We start from the raw sequence: 25,649 nt of genomic DNA on the forward strand, positions 1-25,649 counted from the left end.
GTCCCCCGTTCTCTGTGTGAGGGCACATGTCGCTCCGGCGTCGTGCCGCCTACCGTCGCACGGGTACCGGGCAGCTCCGGTGCCCAGGGCTCAACGGAAGGACCATCCCATGAAGGCAGTCGTCTGGCACGGCATCGGCGACATCCGACTCGACGAGGTCGCCGACCCCACGATCGTCGACCCGACCGATGCGGTCGTCCGCATCACCCGGAGTGCGATCTGCGGCACCGACCTGCACTTCGTGCGCGGCACGATGGCGCCCATGGCCGAGGGCACGATCCTCGGCCACGAGGCGGTGGGCGTCGTCACCGCGGTCGGCGACGACGTGCGCGGCTTCAGTGCCGGCGACCGGGTCGTGATCAACTCGACGGTGTCGTGTGGCACCTGCCGCTACTGCCGCCAGGGCCAGACCGCTCAATGCGACGTGGCGAACCCCAACGGCCCCGACGCCGGCACCTGCTTCTTCGGCGGCCCGGCCTCGACCGGACCGGTGAACGGCCTGCAGGCCGAGCAGGTGCGCGTCCCGTTCGCGCAGAACACCATGCACCGCCTGCCCGACACGGTCAGCGACGAGCAGGCCATCCTGTTGAGCGACATCTTCCCCACCGGCTGGTTCGGCGCCGAACTCGCCGGGGTCACCCGCGGCGACGTGGTCGCCGTCTTCGGTGCCGGCGTCGTGGGCCAGTTCGCGATCGCCTCGGCCTTCAAGCAGGGCGCGAGCCGCGTGATCGTGGTCGACCGTGAGGAGACCCGCCTGGCGCAGGCGCTCGCCCAGAACGCCGAGATCGTGAACTTCGACGAGGAGGACCCGGTCGAGACCATCAAGCGCCTCACCGGTGGCGCCGGTGTGGACGCCGTCATCGACGCGGTCGGCGTGGACGCCCAGCACGCGAGCCACGGTCCCGCCGCCCCCGACCCCGACACGGCCGCCGAGTTCGCCGCCGAGGTCGAGCAGGTCGCCCCCGACGCGAACCCGCAGGGCGACCAGTGGGTGCCCGGCAACGCGCCGACCCAGGCCCTGCGCTGGGCCGTCGAGGTCGTGGCGAAGTACGGCCGCATCGGAGTCATCGGCGTCTACTCGCCGACCGTGACGTCGTTCCCCTTCGGCGAGGCGATGCTGAAGAACCTCACCATCCGCATGGGCAACTGCGACCACCACTCGGTGACCCCGCCGTTGATCGACCTGGTCGCTTCGGGTCAGTTCGACCCCACGGCGTTCATCACCGAGCACGAGGGCATCGGCTCGGCCATCGAGGCCTACGAGGCGTTCGATCGCCGGGAGCCCGGCTGGACCAAGGTCGAGGTCGTCCCCGGCTAGGGCCTCGGGCCGGCTGTTCCCGTCGCTCCCGGCGGGCCATCGCCGGACCGCCGTGGACGACACGAACCCGCCGGTTCCCGAAGGGTCCGGCGGGTTCGGGCGTCTGCGTGCGCCAGCGGGGTCAGATGACCGAGGCGCTCCAGTCGTCGGGGTTGCCGAAGCGGTGGGCCGTGATGGCGACGGCCTGCTCGCGCAGGAACGGCAGCAGTTCGAGCCGGCCGGTCGGCGTGACCGGGGCCGCGAACACGGCCACCGCCGGGTCGCCGCCCAGGGCGTCCGCCAGGGCCGAGGAGGCGCGGGTCGCGTCACCGGCACCGGTCACCAACCGCACGCGCTCGGTCGACAGGCGCCCCGCACGCACCCGGTCGTGCCACGTGGCGTCGTCCTCGTGCACGACGTCGGATGCCGCGAGGCCGAGCGCACGGACGAGGGCGCCGGGCAGCTCGACCGACGACGACACCGTGAGCGGCGCGCCCGAGCGCAGACCGGCGAGCAACACGCGGACCACGTCGGCCGGGGCCGCGCCGTCGGCGGCGCGGATCGTGACGGGCAGGGGACGGTAGCGCAGCAGGTCGCGCTCGAGGCCGAGGTCGCTGACGTCACGGGCGACGCCGAACTCGGTGGCCCAGAAGTGCTCGTCGCTGGCGGCGGCGGCCCGCAGGTCGTCGGGGGCCGACGCACCCGACGCCCCGAGCAGGGGCGACGCGGCCTCGAGGGCGGCCAGGGCCTCGCGACCCGGGCGCGCCTCCTGCGGTTCGGTCAGCGTCGTCGGCTGCCAGGACCCCAGGTGCACGAGGTAGTTCGGCCCGCCCGCCTTGGCGCCGGCACCGACCGACGACTTCTTCCAGCCGCCGAACGGCTGGCGACGCACGATCGCCCCGGTGATGCCGCGGTTCACGTAGAGGTTGCCCGCCTCGACGCGGTCGAGCCAGGTCGACAGCTCGGCGGGGTCGAGGGTGTGCAGACCCGCGGTCAGGCCGTAGTCGGTCGCGTTCTGCAGCTCGATCGCCTCGTCGAGCGTCTTCGCGGTCATGACGCCGAGCACCGGTCCGAAGTACTCGGTGAGGTGGAACTCGCTGCCCGCGGCGACGCCGGCGCGCACGCCGGGCGACCAGAGGCGCCCGGTGTCGTCGAGTCGCTTCGGCTCGACGAGCCAGGTCTCGCCCGCGCCGAGCGTGGTGAGCGCACGTTCGAGCTTGCCGTGGGCCGGCTCGACGATCGGGCCCATCTGCGTGGTGGGGTCGGAGGGCAGTCCGACGCGCATGGTCGACGCCGCGTCGACGAGTTGACGGCGGAAGCGCTCGGAGGTGGCGACCGAGCCGACCAGGATCACCAGGCTCGCCGCCGAGCACTTCTGACCCGCGTGGCCGAAGGCCGACTTGATGACGTCGGACGCGGCCAGGTCGAGGTCGGCACTGGGGGTGACGATGATGGCGTTCTTGCCGCTCGTCTCGGCGAGCAGGGGCAGGTCGGTGCGCCAGCTGGTGAACAGCGCGGCCGTCTCGAAGGCGCCGGTGAGGATCACGCGGTCGACCGACGGGTGCGACACCAGGTGACGACCGAGGTCGCCCTCGTCGACGTCGACCAGCTTCAGCACCTCGCGGGGCACGCCGGCGTCCCAGAGCGCCTGGACCATGACGGCCCCGCTGCGCTTGGCCTGGCCCGCCGGCTTGACGACGACGCTGCTGCCCGCGGCGAGCGCGGCGAGGGTCGAGCCGGCCGGGATCGCCAGGGGGAAGTTCCAGGGCGGCGTGACGAGGGTGAGTCGCTCGGGGACGAACGTCGCACCGTCGACCCGGTCGAGTTCTTCGGCGAGGTGGGCGTACCAGTTGGCGAAGTCGATGGCCTCGCTGACCTCGACGTCGCCCTCGGCGACCGTCTTGCCGGTCTCGCTCGCGGCGACCTCCATCAGGTCGGCGCGGCGGGCCGACAGCGTGGCCGCGGCCTCGCGCAGGATCGCGGCACGACCCGCGCCTCCGCGGTCGGACCAGGCGGCGGAGGCGGCGACGGCCTCGGCGACGATCGCGTCGAGCGTGGCCTCGTCGGTCACCCGGGCGGACTCGATCAGCTCGACGCCGAGGCGCGAGTCGGCCGAGCGGGCGGCGATCTCACGACCCCAGGCGCGGTTGTCGGCGAGGGCGGGGTCGGTGTCGGGCTCGTTGTCGAAGCCGCTGCCGGCCGCGCGGGGCTGCAACGCCTGGGCCGCGTCGAGGCGGCTCTGCACGCGGTGCGGTGCCGGGGTGTCTCCGTCGACCTCGGCGAGCGAGGCGAGGAACCGGCCCTTCTCGCGCTCGAACATGGCCTCGTTCGAGGCGAGTTCGAAAACGGCGGACATGAAGTTCTCGCTCGACGCGTTCTCCTCGAGGCGGCGGATCAGGTAGCTGATGGCGACGTCGAATTCTCGGGGGTGCACGACGGGCGTGTAGAGCAACAGCCCGCCGACGTCGGCCTTGACCAGCTCGGCCTGCCCCTCGGCCATGCCGAGCAGCATCTCGAACTCGACCCGGTCGCTCACGCCACGGGCCTCGGCGAGCAGGTGGGCGAAGGCGATGTCGAAGAGGTTGTGACCGGCGACGCCGACGCGGACGGCACGGGTGCGTCCGGGGGTGAAGGCCCAGGTGAGGACGCGCTTGTAGTTGGTGTCGCTGTCCTGCTTGGTGCCGTAGGTGGCGAGCGGCCACTCGTGCACCGTGGCGTCCACGGTCTCCATCGCGAGGTTCGCGCCCTTGACGATGCGCACCTTGATCGCGGCCCCGCCGGCGTCGACCCGCTCGGTCGCCCAGGTGGTGAGGTGCTGCAGGGCGCCGAGGGCGTCGGGCAGGTAGGTCTGCAGGACGATGCCGGCCTCGAGGCCCTTCAGCTGCGGCTGGTCGAGGAGGCGCGTGAAGACCGCGATCGTCAGGTCGAGGTCGCGGTACTCCTCCATGTCGAGGTTGATGAACTTCGGCTTCGGCGACCGGGCGGCGAGTTCGTACAACGGGGTGAGCTTCTCGACGACGCGCTCGACGGTCTCGTCGAAGGCCCACATCGAGAGCTGGCTGACGATGGACGAGACCTTGATCGACACGTAGTCGACGTCGTCGCGGGCGAGGAGCGCCCGGGTGCCGGCGAGGCGGTGCTCGGCCTCGGCGTCACCGAGGACGGCCTCGCCGAGCAGGTTGAGGTTGAGCCGCGTCCTGTCCTTCTTGATGTTCGCGATGGCCGCACCGAGCTTGGCGGGGCGGGCGTCGGCGATGAGGTGGCCGACCATGCCGCGCAGGACGCGACGGGCGATCGGCACGACCACGCCGGGGAGCACGGGTGCCATGACGCCGCCGAGACGCACGGCGGAACGCATGTGCCACGGCAGGAAGGCCGGTGCCTGCTTCGCCAGGGTCGACAGGTTGCGGGCCGCGACGCCGAGGTCCTCCGGCCGGACGACCCGGTCGACGAAACCGATCGTGAACGCGAGGCCCGACTCGTCCTTGAGGACCTGGGCGAGCAGGTGGGCCGAACCGGTGCTCGGGGCGCCGGACGCCTCGTGCGCCCAGCGGCGGGCGAGGGCGACGGCGTCGTCGCCGATGCCGACGGGCAGGAGCTGTTCAGCGGTGGACGGCCCCGCCGTCTCGTCGATGGTGGTCATGGGATGAATGTAGGGCGGAACTTGCCACCTGGCAAGGTTTGACACGAGACCGTAACGTGGCCGCGCCTCCTTCTCCACGAGGGGTCGATCGGCACTGGCGGCGAGGGCCGGACAGCGCTACCTTGGGCGCGTTCAGGCGGTGCACAGCGGCCGCCAAGACGGACCCGTCTGCGGATGGACGGGCCCCCTGCACCGGGAGCACCCATGGCGATGATCGAGGCCCGCGGCCTCACGAAGACCTACCGGTCGAAGTCCGGCCCGGTCCACGCACTGACCGGCCTCGACCTGATCGTGCCCGAGGGCACCGTCAAGGCGCTGCTCGGGCCGAACGGCGCGGGCAAGACCACGGGCGTCAAGATGCTCACCACCCTCGAACGTCCGGACGCCGGCACGGCCACGATCGCCGGGCTCGACGTCGACGCCGACGCCCAGGCCGTGCGCCGCTCGATCGGCGTCTCGGGGCAGTACGCCGCGGTCGACGAGAACCTCACCGGATTCGAGAACCTCGACATGATCGGGAGGCTATACCACCTGGGCAGCCGAGTGAGTCGGGATCGCGCCCGCGAGCTGATCGAGGTCTTCGACCTCGCCGCTGCGGGCGACCGGCCGGTCAAGGGCTTCTCGGGCGGCATGCGCCGACGGATCGACCTCGCCGGGGCGCTCGTGACGAATCCGCGCGTGCTCTTCCTCGACGAGCCGACGACGGGGCTCGATCCCCGCAGCCGCCTCGCCCTCTGGGACATCATCACCGGGCTGGTCGACGGTGGCACGACGGTGCTGCTGACCACGCAGTACCTCGAGGAGGCCGATCGCCTGGCCGACGACATCTCGGTCATCGACGGTGGCGCCGTCATCGCCGAGGGCACGGCCGACCAGCTCAAGGCCCAGGTCGGCGGCCACCGCCTCGTCGTCGCCCTCGTCGACGAGGCGCGGGCCGACCAGGCGGTCGAGGTGCTCCGGCGGCACGGCGACTCCGAGCCGACCGTCGGGGCCGACGGCCGCCAGCTCGAGGTCGCGGTCACCGACGGCCCGACCGCTCTGCAGCGGACGCTCGCCGACCTCGGGGCGGCCGGCATCGAGCTGCACGACGCCGGCATGCGACGCCCCACCCTCGACGACGTGTTCCTCCAGCTCACCGGCCACCGCGCGGCCGACGACGACGCGCGCGACGACCACGACTCCCCCGACGACGACCCGGCCGGCGGTCGAGGTCGCGGTCGGCGCGGTGCGAAGAAGAGAGAGGCACGGGCATGACCACCACCGGAACCACCTCCGCCCTGGCGCAGACGCTCGTCCCGTCGACCGACACGGGCCTCGGCACCTGGGCCTCGGACGGCTGGACGGTCACCAAGCGCAACCTGATCAAGGTGAAGCGCTCGCCCGACATGCTGATCTTCGCCGTGCTGCAGCCGATCATGTTCGTCCTGCTCTTCAGCCAGGTCTACGGCGGTGCCATCGCCGTCCAGGGCACCGACTACACGCAGTTCCTCATGGCGGGCATCTTCGCGCAGACCGTGGTCTTCGGCTCGACCTTCTCCGGTGCCGCCATGGCCCAAGACCTGAAGGAGGGCATCATCGACCGGTTCCGCACCCTGCCGATGAGCCCGTCGGCCGTGCTGATCGGTCGCACGAACAGCGACCTGGCGCTCAACACGATCTCGATGGTCATCATGATGCTCACCGGTCTCGCCGTCGGCTGGAGGGTCAACGCCTCACCTGCCTCGTTCGTGGGCGGGGTCGCCCTGCTGCTGCTGTTCAGCTACTCGTTCAGCTGGGTTATGGCCCTGCTCGGCATGAGCGTCAAGACGCCCGAGACCATCAACAACGCGTCGTTCATGATCCTGTTCCCGTTGACCTTCGTCTCGAACGCGTTCGTGCCGAGCGACACCCTGCCGACCGTGCTGAGGGTCTTCGCCGAGTGGAACCCGGTGTCGTCGCTCGTGCAGGCCGCCCGCACCTCGTTCGGCAACCTGGGTGACACCCCGGTGCCCGACATCTGGACGATGCAGCACCCCTACGCGACCGTCCTGCTCGGCATCACCGTGATGCTGGTGGTCTTCGTGCCGCTGTGCATCCGCAAGTTCCAGCGCATCAGCGCGAAGTAGCGGACGCCGGACGCCCGTCGCCTGCCGTTGGCGTCGCCCGTCCGCCGAGGAGGCGCGGGTCAGCCCGCGTGCCCGGCCGCCTCGCGCACGGCGGTGTCGAGTTCGCTCGTCGGCACCGTGAGGACGCTCCCGATCACGAGGCGCATGAGGGCCGGGACGTCCACGGCGTCGCGCTCGTACAACCACTGCAACTGCAGACCGTCCTGCACGGCGAGCACGACGCGGGCCGCCGACTCGGCGGTGTAGCCGTCGCGCAACCAACCGCGGGCTTGCGCGAGCCCGAGGTAGGCCGACGTCGACGAGACGATGCGCTCGTAGTAGTCGGCGTAGTAGCGGTGCGCCGGGTGGTCGGGCGAGGTGGCCTCGGCGGACGCCGTGATGAACAGCGAGATGACGACCGGCACGTCGACGTTGTACTCGGCGAGCGCGACGAGCTCGTCGACGCGCATGCCACCGTCGTCGTCGAAGTGGCGTCGCAGTCGTTCGTCGCGCCGCCGGAGCACGGCCATCAGCAGTTCGTCCTTGGTCGGGAAATAGTGCATGAGCGACTGGTGCGAGACGCCGCACCGCCGCGCGATCTCGCGCAGGGTGGCACCGTGGAACCCGACCTTGCCGAAGACCGGCAGGGCCGCGTCGAGGATCGCCTCGCGCTTGGCGATGCCCTTGCGGTAGCGACCGGGTTCGCGCACCGCAGCGACCGGCGGGACGTCGGTGACGTCGGCGCGGGTCGTGTCGGGCTCGGGGGCGTCCATCGGGGTCAGCCTAGGTCGTCCCCGCGCGGATGACGACGCCGCGGGACGCGGCGTCCGCACACGGTGCGTCGGCATAGAGTTCAGCGGTGCCGTGGTCGCTGCTGAGAACGCCTGCCTTCCGGGCCCTCTGGGTCGGGCGCCTGTTCTCGTGGGTGGGCAGCGGCTTCGCGCCCCTGGCCATCGTCTTCGCGGCGATCGACCTGGGGGCCGACGCCGTCGACCTCGGGCTCGTGGTCGTCGCCCGGTCGGTGCCCAACATCGCCCTGGTCCTGGTCGGCGGTGCCCTCGCGGACCGCTTCTCGAAACGCACCGTCGCGATCGCCTCGTCGTGGCTGTCGGCGGCGTCGCTCGTCGTCGCGGCCGCCCTGATGCTGACCCAGACCGAGACGTTGCCCACCCTCGCGGCGGTCGGCGCGGTGAGCGGCGCCGCAGCCGCCTTCTTCGGCCCTGCCACGAGCGCGCTGCTGCGCGAGACCGTCCCCGACGACCGGCTCCGGGACGCGACGGTGCTCAGCCGCGTCGGCATGAACGTCGGGTTGGTGATCGGCACGGCGGTGGGCGGGGCCGTCGTGGCGACCGCCGGATCGGGCGTCGCCCTGGCCGTCGGCGCGGTCGTCTTCGTGGTCGCGGCGGCCGTCTTCGTGGGGTTGCCCCGGGACGGTGCCCGCGCCTCCGGAGGGACGTCGGTGCTCGGGGACCTCGGCAGCGGACTCGGCTTCGTCTGGCGCACGCGCTGGCTCGTCTCGACCGCGGCGCTCGCGTTCACGTTCCAGTTCGCCTTCGCGGGCGGGGTCCAGGTGGTGGGCCCGCTCGTGGCCGACCAGTCGTTCGGACGTCTGCTCTGGGGTTTCGCGGGTGCCCTGCAGACCCTCGGCCTGATCGTCGGGGCGTACTGGGCCGGGGCCCTCCGCGGGCGGCTCCGGTTGTGGGCCGCCTGCCTCGGCGCCGCGGCGCTGGCCCTGCCGCTCGTGCTGCTGTCGTTCGCCTACGGCACCGACCCCGTGGTCTTCGACCCGCTGCACTGGTTCTTCTGGATCAGCCTCGGCCTCTTCGCCGCCAGCGTCGGGCTCGAGGTCTTCACGGTGCCGCTGGACGTGGTCGTCCAGCGGCAGGTGCCGGGGGCCTACCTGGGGCGCGTCTTCTCGTGCCTGACGCTGGCGTCGTTGGCGGGCGTGCCCGTCGGCGAGGTGGTGGTCGGACCGCTCACCCAGGTGATCGGCACCCCGGCCACCCTCGCCGCCCTGGCCGGCCTCGTGGTCGCCGTCGCGGTGGCCGTGGCGCTGAGCTCACGGGTGCGACGGATCGACGCCGGCCAGGAGGCGCGGGTCAGCTGAAGTCGCCGCGCTCGATCGCCTCGGCGTACTTGCGGACGTCCGGGCCGGGCTCGTAGTCGATGAAGCGGTCCTTGACGGCGTCGTTGATCGCCTTGAAGGACTCCTCCCACGACTCGCCCGAGTGGGCTGCGGCCGCGTCGCGGACGGCATCACGCAGCACGTTGTCGGCGTCGGTCAGGATCTTGTCACGCGCTTCGTCGTTCCAGCGCACGTCGTTCAGGTCGGCCATGGTGTTCTCCTCGTGGGGTGGGGCGGTGGTGGGTGGGGTGCGGCTGGTGCTACTTCTTCTTCGGGCTCAACGACGAACCCTTGTGGGCGGCCTTCGCCCCGCTCTTGTCGCTCTCGACGACGAAGTAGGGCTCGTCGTCCGAGGCCTTGAACTTCTGCCCGTCGAGCTGGAACTCCTCGACGCGCTTCTCCACGACCGTGCCGTGGGTCTCGCCCTGGGGGGTGTTCCAGGTGACGTGATCTCCCTTGCTGAACGACATCGCGCCTCCTTGGTGTGTCGATCCGTCCGTCGGCGTCCGGTGCCGCGCGGTGGTGGCGTGGACGGTACCCCGCCCGTGCCGACCCGTCACCCAGCGACGCGGGGTACAGGGCGCGGCGATCCGTGGTCGGGCGGGCGGCGGGCCGGACCGGTCAGACCGAGAAGCCGCCGTCGGCCTTGATCAGCTGGCCCGAGATCCAGCGCCCCTCGGGCGACAGCAGGAAGCGCACGACCGGGCCGAGGTCGGCGGGCGTGCCGAGACGGCCGGTCGGTTGCCGCTCGATGCCGCTCGCGCGGATCTCGTCGTCCATCCAGCCCGTGTCGATCGGCCCGGGGTTCAGGGCGTTCGACGAGACGCCGAGGTGCCCGAGCTCCCGGGCGGCCGCGATGACGAGCCGGTCGAGGGCGCCCTTGCTCGAGCCGTAGGGCAGGTTGTGCACGACGTGGTCACTCGTGAGGGCGACGATGCGGGCACCGTCGTCGAGGAGGTCGACCGGGGGCAGCTGCTCGGCGAACGCCTTGATCGCGAGCCACGCCGCCCGCACGTTGACGGCGTAGTGCGCGTCCCAGCTCTCGAGCGTCGTGTCGAGGATCGACGAGTCCACGCTGTGCGAGTGCGACAGCACGAGCGCCGTCACCGGCCCCAGGTCGTCGTTCACCGCCCCGAGGAGGCGCGCGGGGGTCGCGGGGTCCGCCAGATCCGCCGGGTACACGGCCACGCGCGCACCCGCGGCCTCGAGCTCGCCGACGAGCGACCCCACGTCGACGGCCTTGAGACCCCAGGGCATGGCGGCGTCGTAACCGTCCCAGGTGGTCAGGGCGAGGTCCCACCCGTCGGCGGCGAGCTCGTGGGCGACGCCGTTCGCGATCGAGTTCGTGCGGCCGGCACCGGTGAGCAGACAGATCTTCTTCGACATGCGGGTCTCCTTCGACATCCGCTCAGCTTGTCAGACCGGTCGGCGCCGGCGGGGTCACGCGAGAGGAATCAGCGCCCGCGGCGCGGTCGGCTGCGGCCCGTGCCGCGCTGCGGCCCTCGGCCCTTCGGCGGCGTGCGCTTCGGCTTCGCCCCGCGCGGGTCGGGAGCCGACCCCTTGCGGGCCGTGGCGGCCTGCTCGGGTTCGTCGCGCCTCCGCGATCGCGAGCTGCGGGCCGTCCGACCCCGCACGACGCCGATGAAGTCGTCGAGGTCGTCGGTGAGTTCGCCCTCGGGCCAGACGAGCGCGATCGTGGTCGGCGGCAGGTCGGCGACGTAGCGGTACGTCACCTCTTTGCGGGCGTGCAATCGCGCGAGGGACTGCGGCATGACGGCGACTCCGGCCCCGGTCGCGACGACGGCGACGGCATCGGCGAGCGAGAGGGACGGGTCGAGGTCGTGACGATGCTCGTCGTCGAACGCGGCGGCCTCGACCTCGTCCTCGAGGCCGGCCGCGGTGACGGCGTGGTCCTTGGGCACGACGACGACGGCTCGCTCGTCGTAGAGGCGGATGACCGACAACCCCTCGACCTCGATCGGCAGACGGGCCAGGACCATGTCGACCCGGTCGTCGCCCCGGGCGTCGTCGAGGGCGGGCACCGCGTCCGCGTCGGCGAGCGGCACGAAGGCCAGCGGGGTCTCGGGACGGCGTTCCTCCCAGAGCCTCGACCACTTCGACAGGGTGACGCCGGGCACGACCCCGATGCGGAACGGGGTGCGGGCCGGCTCGGTCGTCATGGGTCGAGGGTATCGGCCCGGTACCCTGGGCAGATGACCTCCGACGCGCCGTCCGGCAAGCAGCCGCAGACCCTCAAGCCCTTCACGGCCGCCAAGAAGCTCGGGGTGTACCTGCCGGCCACGCCCGCCGAGTTCCAGGCCGCCCCCGTCACGCGCGAGGCCTTCGCCGAGCTCAGCACGAACCCGCCCGAGTGGCTGTCCGAGCTGCGCCGCACCGGTCCCCACCCGCGACCCGTCGTCGCCCAGAAGCTCGGCATCTCGACCTCCGGCCTCGCCCGGGCCGGCGTCGACGACGTCATGACCACCGACGAGATCCACGCCCTGCTCGACGAGATGCCCGACTGGCTCCGCACCGAACGCGGCATCCACGCCGACGTGCGCGAAGAAGAACTGCGCGTGAAAGAGCGCAACGCCGGCCGCGAGGTGCTCCGCAAAGAGCGCGAGGCGAAAGAAGCCGCCGAAGGGCACTGACCCCCGCCCTGCGCTACCGTCGGCGACATGTCCTTCAACGACGACGCGCGCCTCGACGGCAGCAAGGTCAAGCGACGCGGTCGCGGTCGCACGGTGGGTGTCGCCGGCATCGGCATCGTCGGCCTGATCGCCGTCTTCCTCATCAGTCAGGTCACCGGCGTCGACGTCTCGGGGTTGCTCGGCGGCGGGACGGCCGGCGGAGGCGCCCAGCCGGTCAGCGAGGGCGACCTGTCGTCCGAGTGCACCACCGGCGCGCAGGCCAACGACAGCGTGGACTGCCGCATGGTCGGCGCGGCCGACTCGCTCGACGCGTACTGGGCCGCCGAGGCCCCGGCACTCGGTGTCACCGACTACCGCACCCCCGACTTCTTCCTCTTCAGCGGCTCGACCGACACCGGCTGCGGTGGGGCGACGAGCGCCACGGGCCCGTTCTACTGCCCACCCGACGAGGCCCTCTTCGTCGACACCGACTTCTTCGAGCAGCTCCGGTCGCAGTTCGGCGCCAGCGGCGGCCCCCTCGCGCAGATGTACGTCGTCGGCCACGAGTGGGGCCACCACGTCCAGCAGCTGACCGGCGCCTTCGACCGCGCCGACCGCAGCGGCACCGGCCCGGGCTCCGACACCATCCGGCTCGAGGTCCAGGCCGACTGCTACGCCGGGGCCTGGGTCGGCGCGGCGTCCACCGTGCAGGACGCGAACGGCACCACGTTCCTCGAGCCCGTGACCGACCAGCAGGTCGCCGACGCGCTCGACGCGGCGGCCGCGGTGGGCGACGACCGCATCCAGTCCGCCGGCGGCGGCCAGGTCGATCCCGACACCTGGACGCACGGCTCGGCCGAGCAGCGCCAGAAGTGGTTCGAGACCGGGCGCAGCCAGGGCGCGACGGCCTGCGACACCTTCTCGGTGCCGACCGACCAGCTCTGACGACGAGGCCGACCCGCGCCTCCTGACGGTCGACGCCGCCACCGCGGCACGGTGCGTCCAGGCAACTCGAAGCGCGCTTCCGGGCGAGGGCGGCCCGGAGGGCGCACACTTCACTCACCCTCGCGACGGCACAGGCGCCGCCGCGACGACAGCAGTGGAGGCACGTCATGGCACGACCGGGCAAGGCCATCGAGTTCGACGGGTACGGAGACGTCTCGCAGCTCCACTTCGTCGAGCAGCCGTTGCCGACACCGGCCGACGACGAGGTCGTCGTCGAGGTGATCTGCGCGGGCCTCAACCACATCGAGAACTTCATCCGGCAGGGAGACTTCGTCGACCGGCTGCCCCTCGACTTCCCGGCCCGTGAGGGCTCGTGCTTCGCGGGCATCGTGAAGAAGCGCGGTGCCGCGGTGCGCAACTTCTCGGTCGGCGCCGAGGTGATCGGTCACGCGGTCGGGGGCGGCGCGCACGCCACCTACATCGCCGTGCCGGCGAGCGCCGTCGTGCCCAAGCCGCAGCACGTCCCGTGGGAGGTCGCCGGAGGGCTCTACCTGGCGGGAGCCACCGCGTACGACACCGTCCGCAGCCTGCACCTCGGGCCGGACGACGTCGTCGTGATCACGGCCGCGGCGGGTGGCGTGGGCCACATCGAGTGCCAGCTCGCCCTGCAGCTCGGCGCCAAGGTGATCGGCACCTGCAGCCCGGGCAACCACGACTACCTGCGCTCGATCGGCGTCGTGCCCGTCGACTACGGCGAGGGCCTGCGCGAGCGCATCGACAAGGCCGCGGGCACCGACCGCCACGTGACGGCGTTCATCGACAACTTCGGCGGGGACAACCCGGCCCTCAGCGCCGACCTCGGCGTCCTGCCGGCGCGGTTCAGTTCGAGCGAGGACCGCCTCGAGCGCGAGATCCGCTTCATCGGCGCCGAGCGCGACGACACCGAACCCGCGATGATCCTCTCGGCCCTCGCGAAGCTCATCGCCGAGAACAAGCTGCGCGTGCTCGTCTCGGGCTTCTACCCGTTCGACTACATCGCCCAGGCGTTCGAGGACCTCGCCGAGCAGCACTCGCGCGGCAAGGTCGTCGTGGGCATGCAGCCGGTCGAGACCGGTGCACGCTCGCACTGGTACCTGTCGGGCAAGGCGCGGGCGGTCGCCGAGTCGCTCGGCTGAGCCTCCCGCCCGGCGGGCGAGGCGGGCGGGCTCAGGAGGCGCGCACCACCGGACCCGCCGACGTCACCGGGGCAGCCGGAGGAGCGCTCCCGGAGCCCTGACCGTCGCCGCCGCCACGTCCATGGCCCGCCCGAGGGCGGCCGCCCAGTCGACCGAACCGGGCCCGCGCCGCTCGGCGAGCAACGAGGCGACGATCGACGCGAAGGTCGCGTCGCCCGCACCCATCGTGTCGACGACCTCGCCGTCGGCGTCCGAGATGCCGCGGGTGAGCGAGGTGCCCGCCGTGTCGCCGGCCGACGGGGCCAGCACCAGACCCGCCCCGGCCGAGCCGCGGGTCGCGAGCACTCCCCCGGTGCCCGCCGCGAGCAGCGCCTCCTCCCAGTCGTCGAGCGAGCGCCCGGCGACGAGTTCGGCGTCGTCGTCACCGATCTTGACGAGCAGGGCCGAGGCCGCGACCCGCTCGAAGCCGGCGGCGAAGTCGGCGATCTGCGCGGCCCCGCCGGGCAGGAACCCCGGCCGCGGGTTCGGGTCGACGACGAGCCGCACGGGGTCGGTGCCGACCGCGCGCAGCAAGCGATCGGTCAGCGGGGCGTCGTCGAACGGGTACGAACTGACGGCGACCACGCGGGCGGCGTCGAGCACGGCCCGCTGCTCGGGCGAGAAGTCGAGACCGCGGGCGACGGCGGCGTCGGTGAAGACGTAGGTCGGCTCGCCGGCCACCCGCAGCGAGACCGCCCGGCCGGTGCCGAGGGGGTTGATCGTCGGGACGAGCTCGACGCCGTGCTCGGCGAGGAACGACCGGATGGCCTCGCCGTCGGCGTCGTCCCCGATCGAGGCGAGCAGGGTCGTGGGCACGCCGAGGCGCGACAGCCCGACGGCGACGTTGAGGCCGGCCCCGCCGACGTGGTCGGTCGAGCCCTCGTCGGTGCGGAGCTCGTCGATGAGGGCGTCGCCGAGAACGGCGACCCGACCGTCGGTGGTGTCCATGGGGGTGCCTTTCGTCAGCGTGCCGGCAGCCACCCTATTCCGGCACGCGGTCGGGCCGCACTCCCCCGCTACGCTGGCCGACGTGACCGATTACGCACTGGCCGTCGACGTGGGCGGAACGAAGGTCGAGGCGGCGCTGGTCGCCTCCGACGGAGCCCTCCTCGACGGAAGTCGCGACCGACGCCCCACCGGTGCCGGGTCGACGTCCGACGAACTCGCCGAGGCGGTCCGCGCGGTCGTCGCGCACGCCCTCGACGCCCTGCCCGACGGTGACGCCCTCGTCGGGGCGGGCATCGGCAGCGCCGGGCCCGTCGACCTCGTGCACGGCACCGTCTCGCCGATCAACCTGCACGCCTGGCGCGGCTATCCGCTGCGCGAGCAGGTGGCGGCCCTGGCGGCGTCGACCCTGCCCGACGCGGCCCCGGTCACCCTGCGGCTCGACGGCGTCAGCCTCGCCCTCGCCGAGCACTGGGTGGGTGCCACGCAGGGGGCGGACAACGCCCTCGCGATCACCGTCTCGACCGGCGTCGGCGGCGGCCTGATCGTCAACGGCCGGCTGCTCTCGGGAGGCACGGGCAACGCCGGTCACATCGGCCAGATCCAGATCGCGGACCGCCCCGAGGGCGAGAGCGCCTGGGCCGCCACGCTCGAGGTCATCGCCTCGGGCCCGAACGTCGTCGCCTGGGCCCGGGAACGAGGCTGGACGGGCGAGCGCGGCGAGGACCTCGCCGCCGGCTACGTCGCCGGGGACGCGATCGCCGTCGCGGCGGTGCGTCGCTCCGCGAACGCCGTGGGCGAGGCGATCTCGTCGGTCACGACCCTCCTCGACCTCGACGTGGTCGCCATCGGCGGCGGCTTCTCGCGCGTCAGCGACGACTACCTCGACCTCGTCCGGGCCGCGGTCCAGGAGGCGCCGGTCAACGAGTACGCCCGTCGCGTCCGGGTCGTCCGCTCCGGGTTGAGCGACGAGAGCCCCTTGGTCGGGGCCGCCGCGCTCGTCTGGCAGGCCGAGCTGCTCGGCTGAGCCGCGCCTCCTCGGGTCGACGACCCGCGCCTCCTCCGGTCCGCCGCTTCTCTGGGAGCCGGTGTCGGAGGTGCCGCCTAGGCTGGGTTGCATCCCACAACGTCGTCGGAATCCGTCGCGCCCGCGGGGCGCGCACCACCACCGCACCACCACTCGCAGAGAGGTCATCTCATGCCCACCACCGTCCCCGTCCTGCTCACGCCGTCCGCCGGCGCCCCCTTCGAGCACTCCACCGTCGAACTGCGCGACGTCGGCCCGAACGACGTCCAGATCGACATCGCGTTCGCCGGCATCTGCCACAGCGACATCCACCAGGCCCGCGAAGAATGGGGCAAGGCCATCTTCCCGATGGTGCCCGGCCACGAGATCGCCGGCATCGTCACCGAGGTCGGCTCCGACGTCACGAAGCACAAGGTCGGCGACCGCGTCGGCATCGGCTGCTTCGTCGACAGCTGCCGCGAGTGCGAGAACTGCCTCGCGGGCGAACAGCAGTTCTGCGTCAAGGGCAACGTCGCGACCTACAACGGTCGCCAGTACTCGGGCGAGCCCACCTACGGCGGCTACGCCAAGCAGATCGTCGCCGACGAGAACTACGTGCTGTCGATCCCCGAGGGCATCTCGCTCGACGAGGCCGCGCCGCTGCTCTGCGCCGGCATCACCACCTACTCGCCGCTGAAGCACTGGGGCGCGGGCCCCGGCAAGAAGGTCGCGGTCGTCGGCATGGGTGGGCTCGGCCACATGGCCGTCAAGATCGCCCACGCGCTGGGCGCCGAGGTCACCGTCATCAGCCAGACCCTGTCCAAGCAGGAGGACGGCCTGAAGCTCGGTGCCGACCACTACTACGCCTCGAGCGACCCCGAGACGTTCACGCAGCTGCGCAGCTCGTTCGACCTGATCATCAACACGATCTCGGCCGACATGGACATCGACGCCTACGCCCGCACCCTGCGCCTGAACGGCACCATGGTGTTCGTCGGCCTGCCCGAGAACCCGCAGTCGTTCAGCGCCGGCTCGCTGATCGGTGGCCGTCGCAGCCTCGCCGGCTCGAACATCGGCGGCATCCCCGAGACGCAAGAGATGCTGGACTTCTGCGCCGAGCACCACATCGGAGCCGAGATCGAGACGATCGGCGCCGACGAGGTCGATGAGGCCTACGAGCGCGTCGTCGCCAGCAAGGTCCGCTACCGCTTCGTGATCGACACCGCGACCATCTAGCACCCACCTGCACGCACGAAGGCCCCCTCCCATCACGGGAGGGGGCCTTCGTCGTCGTGGTGCGGGGCGCTGCCGGACGGCTCCGGCGCTACCCGGCGGGGGTGTTGAACCGGCGCAGCCAGCCGGCGAACTCGGCGAGCTCGTCGTCGGACCAGCCCTCGACGTGGTTGCGGAACACGGCGCGGTTCTCGTGGCGCACCTCGAGCATGCGGCTCTCGGCGCGCTCGGTGCTGCGCAGGGTCATGACCCGACCGTCGGCCGCGTCGGGCACCACGTCGACGAACCCGGCCTCGCGCAGCAGCGTGACCTGCCGGCTGACCGCGCTCTTGTCCATCGCCATCGCCTTGACGATGTCGCCGGCGCTGCACGGCTGGTGCTTCATCACGTAGCGCAGCACGTAGAAGGCCGTGGGCGGCACGTCCGGGTCGAAGCGCGACGCTGCCGCGGCGATGGTGCGCTTGGCCTCGACCATCATCGAGCCGATCTCGTCGACCACGCCGGCCATGAGGCCCTCGCGCCCGTCGTCGTCGGGACCCGGGAGGTGGGGTGCGGCCTGCCCCGCAGCCCCGAGGAGGTGCGGTGCGGCCTGGTCGGCAGGGTCGCCCCCCGAGGGGCGCGGCGCGTCGAGCACCGCACCCTCGGGCTGGCCGTCAACGGTCGGCTGCGACATCTTTCTCCTCGACCAGGGACGAGAACACCGGGCTCTCGGCCAGTTCGTCGGCGGGCACCGGGTGCCCTGCCACCTCGGCGGCGCCCGTCGCGATGATCGTGTCGATGGTACCGGTGGCGGTAGTCGTGTGGCCGTGGTGACGGCGCTGGCCCTCGGCGGGACCGCGGCCCTCGTCGATCGGCGAGACCGGTGCCGGCGTCGACTCCGTCGCCGGGGCGCTCGACACGGCGGGGGCCAGGCCGGCCGTGGCCGCGGCTCCCTTGGCGGCCGGGGACGCGGCGTTCGCGTCGACCGGAGCCGCGCCTCCGTCGTGCTCGACCGAGGCCGAGGCCGAGGCAGCGCCGTCCGCCGGGTCGTCCGTCTTCGCCGCCGCACGCTGGAGGCCGGTCTTGGTGCCGAGCTCGACGTTGGGCAGCAGGCAGACGAACACGATGGTGATGATCGCCAGCGGCGCCGCGATGAGGAACACGTCGGCGACGCCCTGACCGTAGGCCGATTCGATGATGGTCCGGATCGGGCCGGGCACGGTGCTGAGGTCGGGGATGCTCGTCGAGCCGCCGCTGCCGAGCGCGCTGGGGTCGACCCCGGCGTCGGTGAGGCCGTCGGTGATGTAGCCCGAGACCTTGGTGCCGAGGACGGCGCCCATGACCGAGACGCCGATCGTGCCGCCGAGGCTGCGGAAGAACGCGACGCTCGACGAGGCGGCACCGACGACGCTGACGTCGACCGAGTTCTGCACGACGAGGACGAGGTTCTGCATGACCATGCCGATGCCGAGCCCCATCATGGCCATGAAGACCGAGACGATGGCGAAGTTCGTGTCGTACTCGATGGTCGACATGAGGAAGAGGCCGGCGGCGAGCAGGATCGACCCGACGATCATGTAGGGCTTCCACTTGCCGTACTTCGAGATGAGCGCACCGGCGACCATCGACGAGATCAGCAGGCCGAGCACCATCGGCAGGGTCAGGATGCCCGCCATGGTCGGCGACTGGCCGCGCGCGAGCTGCATGTACTGGCCGAGGAACACGCTGGTGCCGAACATGGCGACGCCGACGCTGAGCGAGGCGATCACCGCGAAGGTGAAGGTGCGGTTCGTGAAGAGCGTCAGGGGGATGATCGGCTCCTTCGAGCGGAACTCCACGACGACGGCGAGCGCGAGCAGGACGGCCGCGCCGACGCCCATCAGCCAGCTGGTGGTCGAGTTCCAGTCGAACTGCTTGCCGCCGAGCGACACCCAGACGAGCAGCAGCGAGACGCCGCCGGCGATCAGGCCCGCGCCCCAGTAGTCGACGACGACGGCCTTCTTGGGCTTCGGGGGCAGGTGCAGGGTGCGCTGGATGACGATGAGCGCGGCGACGCCGACGGGCACGCCGACGAAGAAGTTCCAGCGCCAGCCGATCGAGTCGGTGAGCACGCCGCCGAGCAGCGGCCCGCCGATGGTGCCGACGCTCATCACGGCGCCGAGGTAGCCCATGTAGCGGCCGCGCTCACGCGGGCTGATGATGTCGCTCATGACGACCTGCACCAGCGCGGTGAGGCCACCGGCGCCGAGCCCCTGGAAGACGCGGAAGGTGATCAGCGTCGCGGTGTTCTGCGAGAAACCTGCGGCGACGGAGGCGAGCACGAACAGCACGAGGGCGACCTGCAGCAGCACCTTGCGGTTCGTCAGGTCGCTGAACTTGCCCCACAGCGGGGTGCTGACGGTGGTGGCCAGCAGGGTCGCGGTGATGACCCAGGTGTACGAGGTCTGGCTGCCGTTGAGGTCGCTGACGATGCGCGGCAGCGAGGTCGACACGACGGTCGACGAGAGGATCGCCACGAGCATGCCCATCAACAGGCCCGACAGGGCCGTGAGGACTTCGCGGTGGCTCATGCCGGGCGCTTCGCCCGGTTCGTGGGGTGCCGCGGGCTTCGTGCCCGCGGCGGTCGTGGTCTGCGACAAGGTGCGCTCCGGTGGTTCGAGATGGTGAGGACTGACCGCCGTTGGCCGGGTCCGTTGGTTGCAGAATGTCAACCATACGCTTTCGTTGACGATCCGCAACCATTTGAGTGCAGTTGCTGCACATTTCTCTCGAACGCCCGCGCGAGGGGGCTCCCGACCGAGGACGCGCAGGAGGCGCGGTGCGAGTCGTCCTCGCACCGCGCCTCCTGCGCGTCCCGCCTCGCCCGTGAGCGCTAGCGGACCTCTTCGGGCCGCTTCTGGCGGAACATCTCGGCCGGTTGGTGGTCACCGTTCCAGACCTGGGTGATGCCCCAGACGACGGCCATGAGCGGCACGGCGATGACGGCCCCGACGACGCCGCCGAGGATCGTGCCGGCGGTCAGGGCGACGAGGATGACGAGGCCGTGGAGCTGCAACGTGCGGCCCATCAGCACCGGCTGCAGGAAGTTGCCCTCGAGCTGGTTCACGACGACCACGATGCCGACGACGATCAGCGCCTGGACGGGGCCGAGTGCGACGAGGGCGACGAGCGCCGCGAGGATGCCCGCGGCCGTGGCGCCCACGAGGGGGATGAACGCCGTCAGGAACACGATGACCGCGAGCGGCAGGGCCAGCGGCACGCCCACGATCCAGAGGCCGACGCCGATCCCGATGGCGTCGACGGAGGCGACCGTCGCCGTGCCGCGCACGTAGCCGCCGAGGGTGGTGACCGTCTTGTCGCCGATGCGACGGGCGCGGGCGTAGTTCTCACCCTTGAACGGGCGCAGCAGGAACTCCCAGATCGCCGGGCCGTCCTTGAGGAAGAAGAACAGCACGACGATCATCAGCACGAGGCCCGTCGCGAAGCTGCCCACGGCCGAGGCGCCGGCGAGTGCGCCCGAACCGAACTGCGAGCTCGTCACGAAGTCGACGGCCGTGTTGCGGACGTCGTCGATCTGCTGGTCGCTGATCGAGAACGGAAGGGTCGTGACCCAGTCCTGCAGCTTGTTGAAGCCCGAGGTGGCCGAGTCGGCGAGCGAGCTGGCCTGGCTCTCGACGGCCCAGACGATCAGCCAGGCGACGAGCCCGAGGATGATCAACACGGCGAAGAGGCAGATCAGGGTCGCGAGCACCGAGGGCACCTTGTGGCGCCGCAGGAAGGCGACGACCGGCAGCATGGCCGAGGCGAAGATCAGCGCGAGCAGCACCGGCAGGGTGACGAGGCTCAGGCTGAGGAAGACGTAGATGACGCCGATCGCGACGACGAGCACCGCGATGATCTGCACGGCGCGCGTCGCGAGCGTGCCGAACGCGTCGGCCCAGAGGGAGTGCCGGACCGCGGCGTCCTGCTTGGCCACCTCGGCTTCTTGGCTGCGGAAGAGTGCCACGGTGTCGTCCTCGTTTCTGGGGGTGCGGGGGTCGAGAGGGGCGCCGGGGAGGGCACGGCCGGACACGGCCGCGTGCCGGTGCGCCGACGGAGGCGTCGGGGGTGATCGGCCCGACTAGGACAGCCAACCCCGTCACGAGAATATCGGGCCGGATCGGTGCCCCCGCGACCCGACGCGCGCCTAGCGTGGGAGGCATGCCGACCTCCGTCCTCGTCGTGTCCGACACCCACGTGCCGCAGAAGGCCAAGGCCGTTCCGGGTGCCGTGTGGACCGCGGTCGAGAGGGCCGACGTCGTCGTGCACGCGGGCGACTGGACCGGCGAACCGCTGCTCGACGAGTTCGAGGCCCGCGCGCGCCTCCTGATCGGGGTCTGGGGCAACAACGACGGCGACGCGCTGCGCGCCCGGTTGCCCGAGGTGGCCCGCACGACGATCGAGGGCGTGCGCCTCGCCGTGGTGCACCAGACGGGAGCCAAGGAGGCGCGCGAGCGACGCATGGACCGTGACTTCCCCGAGACCGACCTGCTGCTGTTCGGGCACAGCCACATCCCGTGGGACACGACGACCCCTGCGGGCCTGCGCCTGCTGAACCCGGGGTCGCCCACGGACCGCCGTCGCCAGCCGCACGCCACCTACCTCACGCTGACCCTCGACGCGGGCGAGGTGCGCGACGTGGTGCTGCACGAGCTGCCCGTGGCCGCCCGGGACCGCACGGGGGTGCTCCCGCACCCCCGCATGACGACCTAGCCGGCCGGCGTCTCGGCCGGGGCCGACTCGGCAGGAGCCGACTCGGTCGGGGTCGGCGCCGGGCTGGCCGTACCCGACTCGGTGTAGCTGTTGCCGGCCGCCGTCACGACGAAGCTGCGGAACTCCTGCACCGTGAACGGACGGCTGCCGTCGTACTTCTGCCCGTTGACGAGGACCGTCGGCGTGCCCGTGAGGGCGTCGAGGTCGCTGTTCGGCAAGGGACCGTCGATGGCCCGCTGGGTCGCCGCCGTCACCCACGAACCGAACTCGTCGTCGTCGATGCACCTGGTGATGTCGCTCGCCTTCGTCACCCCGTCGACGCCGGTCGCGATGTCGGCGAGCTGCGAGTCGTCGAGACCGCGCGTGCCCTCTTCGGGTTGCTGCTCGAACATCGCGGTGTTGAAGTCGAAGAACGAGTTCGGCGAGTAGTTCGCCACGCAGGCCGCCGCGTTGGCCGCCCGGTTGCTGTACTTCGTGCCGAGGGACTGGTTCGTGAGGATGGCGACCGGGTGGTACTCGACCGTCGCCGCCCCCGACTCGACGAGGCCGCTGATGTAGTCGTTGTTCGCCTGCTCGAACTCGCCGCAGATGGGGCAGAGGTAGTCGAGGTAGACGACGATGTCGACCGTGTCGCTCGACGCCGTGGACGCCGACGCCGTGGGCTCGTCGTCGGGGCCGAGGGCCCCGGTCTGCACGGCCTCGAAGCCCTGGCCGATCTTGATGCCGTCGCTGGCCATGTTGGCGGGGCCGGGGCCGGCCGGGCGGATGCTGTTCGTGATGACCAGCACGACGCCGACGACGATCGCGATCACCACGAGGGCGAGACCGCCCTGCAGCGCCCACTTGCCCGCGCGCTGGCGCCGCTTCTGCTTCTGGCGCGCCAGCTGGGCCTTCTGGCGGGCCGCCGCGCGCCGCTGGTTCTTGGTCAACGACGAGTCGTCGGGATTCAGGTCAGTCATGGGGCTCCGGTGCGCGACGGCCTCGCATGGTCGCGTCGAGCGGGTGGTGGGGACGGTCGCCACGAGTCGTGGCCACGAAACATGGTACGAGGCGAGCCTGGCAGAAGTCCGCCAGGCGCGGGCGAGAGCGGGTGGAGAAGAGGCGCTCCCGTGGCGATCCGAGAGATTTTCATGGCATGCTGATCGGTGGTGGTCACCGCAGACCTCTGAGGTTGATCACCGTCCATTCACAACGGATCGTCCGGCACGTACCTGCCGGTGAAGGAGAAGATCATGGCGTCAGTCACGTTCAGCAAGGCAACTCGTCTCTACCCCGGCAGCACCCGCGCCGCGGTCGACGGCATCGACCTCGAGGTCGCCGACGGCGAGTTCCTCGTGCTCGTCGGCCCCTCCGGTTGCGGCAAGTCGACCACCCTGCGCATGCTCGCAGGCCTCGAAGAGGTCAACTCGGGTGACATCTACATCGGCGACCGCAACGTCACCGACGTCCCGCCGAAGGACCGCGACATCGCGATGGTCTTCCAGAACTACGCGCTCTACCCGCACATGACGGTCGCCGAGAACATGGGCTTCGCCCTGAAGATCGCCGGCGTCGGCAAAGAAGAGCGGGCCACCCGCGTCCTCGAGGCCGCCAAGCTGCTCGACCTCGAGCCCTACCTCTCGCGCAAGCCCAAGGCCCTCTCGGGTGGTCAGCGTCAGCGCGTCGCCATGGGCCGCGCCATCGTGCGTCAGCCCCAGGTGTTCCTCATGGACGAGCCGCTGTCGAACCTCGACGCCAAGCTGCGCGTGCAGACCCGCACCCAGATCGCGTCGCTGCAGCGCCGACTGGGCGTCACCACGGTCTACGTCACGCACGACCAGACCGAGGCGCTCACCATGGGCGACCGCATCGCCGTGCTGAAGGACGGCGTCCTGCAGCAGGTCGGCACGCCGCGCGACCTGTACGAGAAGCCGCAGAACGTCTTCGTCGCCGGCTTCATCGGCTCGCCCGCCATGAACCTGCTGCCCGCCGACGTCGTCGACGGTGGCATCCAGTTCGGCACCGCCGTCACCGCGGTCGACCGCGACACCGTCGGCCAGGCCAACGGCAAGAGCGTGACCGTGGGCGTGCGTCCCGAGGACGTCGTGGTCAACACGACCGGCGAGGGCCTCGCGGTCACCGTCGACGTCGTCGAAGAGCTCGGCGCCGACGGGTACCTCTACGGCCACACCGAGGTCGACGGCAACCGCGTCGACGTCGTCGTCCGCGTCGACGGTCGCAACCACCCCAAGCTGGGCGAGACGATCTACGTCACCCCGCAGGCGCACCACGTGCACGTCTTCGACACCGAGAGCGGCGAGCGCCTCGGCGACAAGGCCGTCGTCAGCGCGTAGCACCCCGTCGGGTCGGCCCGTCGAGTCCGCTCGGAGCACTCCTCCGATCGACCCGGCGGGCCGTCCCGCGTTCCGGCCCCGCGCCTCCCGAACCTCCCCCGCCGCCTCGCCTCAGGCGGCGCTCCCCCGCACGAGAGGCCCTCATGCCCGACTCCCTCAACATCACCTCGGCCACGGCCGACCCGGCGCTGCTCGACCTGCCCTGGGCCCTCCCGCTCGAGGAGTGGCCCGACGAGGCCATCGCGACCCTGCCCAAGGGCATCTCGCGCCACCTCGTCCGGTTCGCGCACCTCAGCGGCTTCGTCATCGCCATCAAGGAGACGTCGGGCGAGATGGCCCGCGGCGAGTACGAGATGCTGCGCACGCTGCAGCGCATGGACATCCCGTGCGTCGACCCGCTCGCGGTCATCACCAACCGCCAGGACGCCGACGGGTCGCCCCTGAACCCGGTGCTCGTCACACGGCACCTGAAGTTCTCGCTCCCCTACCGGGCGCTGTACTCGCAGACGTTGCGCCCCGACACGGCTCGTCGCCTCGTCGACGCGCTCGCCCTCCTGCTCGTCCGGCTGCACATCATCGGCTTCTACTGGGGCGACGTGTCGTTGTCGAACACGCTGTTCCGCCGGGACGCCGGTGCGTTCGCGGCGTACCTCGTCGACGCCGAGACGGGCAAGCTCTACCCGGGCGGCCTCTCGAACGGGCAGCGCGAGAACGACCTCGAGGTCGCCCGCGTCAACATCGCCGGCGAACTGCTCGACCTCGAGGCCGGGGGTCGCCTCGACGACAACCTGGACCCGGTCGACGTGAGCAACGGCATCGTCGCCGCGTACCGCAGCCTCTGGACCGAACTGACCGGGGCCGAGACCTTCGACAGCTCGGAGCGTTGGCGCATCAACGACCGCGTCGAGCGCCTGAACGACCTCGGCTTCGACATCGAAGAACTGGCCATCAAGACGGCCGAGGGCGGCAGCCAGGTCAAGATCCAGCCCAAGGTCGTGGATGCCGGGCACCACTCGCGCCGCCTGCTCCGACTCACCGGCCTCGACGTCGAAGAGAACCAGGCCCGTCGACTGTTGAACGACCTCGACGCGTACCGCATGCGCACCGACCAGTCGGACTCTGACGAAGAGATGATCGCCCACGAGTGGGCCTCGCGCGTCTTCGAGCCCGTCGTGCGCTCGATCCCCCGCGACCTGCGCGGACGGCTCGAACCCGCCGAGGTCTTCCACCAGCTGCTCGAGCACCGCTGGTACCAGTCGCAGGCCGAGAACCGCGACGTGCCGATCGCCGAGGCCCTCACCTCGTACATCAACGACGTGCTGCGCCACCGTCGCGACGAGCAGATGGTGATCGAGCCCGCGACCGAGTCCCTCACGCTGCCCGAGGCCGCCCAGCTCGAGGCCGACGAGGCCGACGCCGACGAGGACTGGCGCAGCAAGGTCTGAGAACGCAGGAGGCGCGGG

General features: G+C 71.5%; 23 protein-coding genes. 12 read left to right on the forward strand and 11 right to left on the reverse strand.

The genetic code is table 11. From position 1 onward, the window contains the following. Positions 1 to 109 precede the first annotated feature (109 nt). Positions 110 to 1,318, forward strand: a complete 1,209-nt coding sequence (locus tag ASL10_RS00380) for an alcohol dehydrogenase catalytic domain-containing protein (protein WP_056043133.1) — start codon at positions 110 to 112, stop codon at positions 1,316 to 1,318. A gap of 121 nt (positions 1,319 to 1,439) precedes the next feature. Here ASL10_RS00380 and ASL10_RS00385 read toward each other — a convergent pair whose 3' ends face one another. Next, positions 1,440 to 4,940: a bifunctional proline dehydrogenase/L-glutamate gamma-semialdehyde dehydrogenase gene (locus ASL10_RS00385; protein WP_056043135.1), complete on the reverse strand. Its 3,501-nt coding sequence runs from the start codon at positions 4,938 to 4,940 to the stop codon at positions 1,440 to 1,442. Positions 4,941 to 5,144: 204 nt separating this feature from the next. Between ASL10_RS00385 and ASL10_RS00390 the strand changes: the two genes are divergently transcribed. Together ASL10_RS00390 and ASL10_RS00395 are read left to right on the forward strand one after the other, a co-directional pair. Next, on the forward strand, positions 5,145 to 6,194 hold the full coding sequence (locus ASL10_RS00390) for an ATP-binding cassette domain-containing protein (protein WP_056043138.1): 1,050 nt from the start codon (positions 5,145 to 5,147) through the stop codon (positions 6,192 to 6,194). Next, positions 6,191 to 7,045 carry an ABC transporter permease gene (locus ASL10_RS00395; RefSeq protein ID WP_056043141.1) on the forward strand — a complete coding sequence of 285 codons (855 nt, stop codon included), beginning with the start codon at positions 6,191 to 6,193 and terminating at the stop codon, positions 7,043 to 7,045. The genes ASL10_RS00390 and ASL10_RS00395 overlap by 4 nt, the downstream gene beginning before the upstream one ends. Before the next feature lie 59 nt (positions 7,046 to 7,104). Here ASL10_RS00395 and ASL10_RS00400 read toward each other — a convergent pair whose 3' ends face one another. After that, entirely contained in the window at positions 7,105 to 7,797 is a 693-nt protein-coding gene (locus tag ASL10_RS00400) for a TetR/AcrR family transcriptional regulator (RefSeq protein WP_056043144.1), read from the reverse strand. Positions 7,798 to 7,883: 86 nt separating this feature from the next. On the opposite strand from ASL10_RS00400, the gene ASL10_RS00405 reads away from it, so the two are divergent. Then, positions 7,884 to 9,131 (forward strand): MFS transporter, encoded by a 1,248-nt coding sequence (locus ASL10_RS00405; protein WP_082460038.1) that lies wholly within the window; start codon positions 7,884 to 7,886, stop codon positions 9,129 to 9,131. Here the strand turns inward: ASL10_RS00405 and ASL10_RS00410 are convergent. From ASL10_RS00410 to ASL10_RS00425, 4 genes are all read right to left on the reverse strand, one after another. Further along, on the reverse strand, positions 9,124 to 9,360 hold the full coding sequence (locus ASL10_RS00410) for a hypothetical protein (protein WP_043597179.1): 237 nt from the start codon (positions 9,358 to 9,360) through the stop codon (positions 9,124 to 9,126). The two genes, ASL10_RS00405 and ASL10_RS00410, sit on opposite strands and share 8 nt — an antisense overlap. A 49-nt stretch (positions 9,361 to 9,409) precedes the next feature. Further along, the gene (locus tag ASL10_RS00415; protein WP_056043151.1) at positions 9,410 to 9,619 is read right to left on the reverse strand and encodes a DUF2945 domain-containing protein; all 210 of its coding nucleotides are present in this window, start codon (positions 9,617 to 9,619) and stop codon (positions 9,410 to 9,412) included. Between the two features lie 151 nt (positions 9,620 to 9,770). Beyond that, positions 9,771 to 10,535: an SDR family oxidoreductase gene (locus ASL10_RS00420; RefSeq protein ID WP_082460130.1), complete on the reverse strand. Its 765-nt coding sequence runs from the start codon at positions 10,533 to 10,535 to the stop codon at positions 9,771 to 9,773. 68 nt (positions 10,536 to 10,603) lie between these two features. Continuing rightward, positions 10,604 to 11,329: a LysR family transcriptional regulator substrate-binding protein gene (locus ASL10_RS00425; protein WP_056043156.1), complete on the reverse strand. Its 726-nt coding sequence runs from the start codon at positions 11,327 to 11,329 to the stop codon at positions 10,604 to 10,606. A gap of 33 nt (positions 11,330 to 11,362) precedes the next feature. Between ASL10_RS00425 and ASL10_RS00430 the strand changes: the two genes are divergently transcribed. From ASL10_RS00430 to ASL10_RS00440, 3 genes are all read left to right on the forward strand, one after another. Next, a complete protein-coding gene (locus ASL10_RS00430; RefSeq protein ID WP_043597192.1) occupies positions 11,363 to 11,800 on the forward strand; it encodes a DUF5997 family protein in 438 nt (145 codons plus the stop codon). 27 nt (positions 11,801 to 11,827) lie between these two features. Beyond that, the gene (locus ASL10_RS00435; RefSeq protein ID WP_056043159.1) at positions 11,828 to 12,724 is read left to right on the forward strand and encodes a neutral zinc metallopeptidase; all 897 of its coding nucleotides are present in this window, start codon (positions 11,828 to 11,830) and stop codon (positions 12,722 to 12,724) included. Between the two features lie 167 nt (positions 12,725 to 12,891). After that, positions 12,892 to 13,899 (forward strand): NADP-dependent oxidoreductase, encoded by a 1,008-nt coding sequence (locus ASL10_RS00440; protein ID WP_056043162.1) that lies wholly within the window; start codon positions 12,892 to 12,894, stop codon positions 13,897 to 13,899. Positions 13,900 to 13,962: 63 nt separating this feature from the next. Here ASL10_RS00440 and ASL10_RS00445 read toward each other — a convergent pair whose 3' ends face one another. Continuing rightward, positions 13,963 to 14,886, reverse strand: coding sequence for a carbohydrate kinase family protein (locus ASL10_RS00445; protein ID WP_056043164.1), 924 nt, complete (start codon positions 14,884 to 14,886; stop codon positions 13,963 to 13,965). 82 nt (positions 14,887 to 14,968) lie between these two features. On the opposite strand from ASL10_RS00445, the gene ASL10_RS00450 reads away from it, so the two are divergent. Both ASL10_RS00450 and ASL10_RS00455 read left to right on the forward strand, forming a co-directional pair. Beyond that, positions 14,969 to 15,910, forward strand: a complete 942-nt coding sequence (locus tag ASL10_RS00450) for an ROK family protein (protein ID WP_056043167.1) — start codon at positions 14,969 to 14,971, stop codon at positions 15,908 to 15,910. Positions 15,911 to 16,081: 171 nt separating this feature from the next. After that, positions 16,082 to 17,125, forward strand: coding sequence for an NAD(P)-dependent alcohol dehydrogenase (locus ASL10_RS00455; RefSeq protein ID WP_056043170.1), 1,044 nt, complete (start codon positions 16,082 to 16,084; stop codon positions 17,123 to 17,125). A gap of 88 nt (positions 17,126 to 17,213) precedes the next feature. Here the strand turns inward: ASL10_RS00455 and ASL10_RS00460 are convergent, their stop codons facing one another. The 3 genes from ASL10_RS00460 to ASL10_RS00470 all read right to left on the reverse strand — a co-directional run bounded on the left by ASL10_RS00460 (position 17,214) and on the right by ASL10_RS00470 (position 21,107). Beyond that, entirely contained in the window at positions 17,214 to 17,795 is a 582-nt protein-coding gene (locus ASL10_RS00460; protein ID WP_056043173.1) for a MarR family winged helix-turn-helix transcriptional regulator, read from the reverse strand. Then, on the reverse strand, positions 17,776 to 19,671 hold the full coding sequence (locus ASL10_RS00465; RefSeq protein ID WP_082460131.1) for an MDR family MFS transporter: 1,896 nt from the start codon (positions 19,669 to 19,671) through the stop codon (positions 17,776 to 17,778). Before ASL10_RS00465 ends, ASL10_RS00460 begins: the two co-directional genes overlap by 20 nt. A gap of 302 nt (positions 19,672 to 19,973) precedes the next feature. Beyond that, positions 19,974 to 21,107 (reverse strand): AI-2E family transporter, encoded by a 1,134-nt coding sequence (locus tag ASL10_RS00470; RefSeq protein WP_056043176.1) that lies wholly within the window; start codon positions 21,105 to 21,107, stop codon positions 19,974 to 19,976. 194 nt (positions 21,108 to 21,301) lie between these two features. Between ASL10_RS00470 and ASL10_RS00475 the strand changes: the two genes are divergently transcribed. Continuing rightward, the gene (locus tag ASL10_RS00475) at positions 21,302 to 21,853 is read left to right on the forward strand and encodes a metallophosphoesterase (RefSeq protein ID WP_056043179.1); all 552 of its coding nucleotides are present in this window, start codon (positions 21,302 to 21,304) and stop codon (positions 21,851 to 21,853) included. Here the strand turns inward: ASL10_RS00475 and ASL10_RS00480 are convergent. Further along, positions 21,850 to 22,812 carry a thioredoxin domain-containing protein gene (locus ASL10_RS00480; RefSeq protein ID WP_056043182.1) on the reverse strand — a complete coding sequence of 321 codons (963 nt, stop codon included), beginning with the start codon at positions 22,810 to 22,812 and terminating at the stop codon, positions 21,850 to 21,852. The genes ASL10_RS00475 and ASL10_RS00480 overlap by 4 nt on opposite strands. A gap of 273 nt (positions 22,813 to 23,085) precedes the next feature. Between ASL10_RS00480 and ASL10_RS00485 the strand changes: the two genes are divergently transcribed. Next, complete coding sequence (locus tag ASL10_RS00485) at positions 23,086 to 24,186, forward strand: ABC transporter ATP-binding protein (protein WP_043597318.1); 1,101 nt, start codon at positions 23,086 to 23,088, stop codon at positions 24,184 to 24,186. 143 nt (positions 24,187 to 24,329) lie between these two features. Then, positions 24,330 to 25,631: a DUF4032 domain-containing protein gene (locus ASL10_RS00490; protein WP_056043184.1), complete on the forward strand. Its 1,302-nt coding sequence runs from the start codon at positions 24,330 to 24,332 to the stop codon at positions 25,629 to 25,631. The last annotated feature ends 18 nt before the right edge of the window (positions 25,632 to 25,649 follow it).

The sequence above is a fragment of the Frigoribacterium sp. Leaf8 genome (assembly GCF_001421165.1).
Lineage (GTDB): Bacteria > Actinomycetota > Actinomycetes > Actinomycetales > Microbacteriaceae > Frigoribacterium.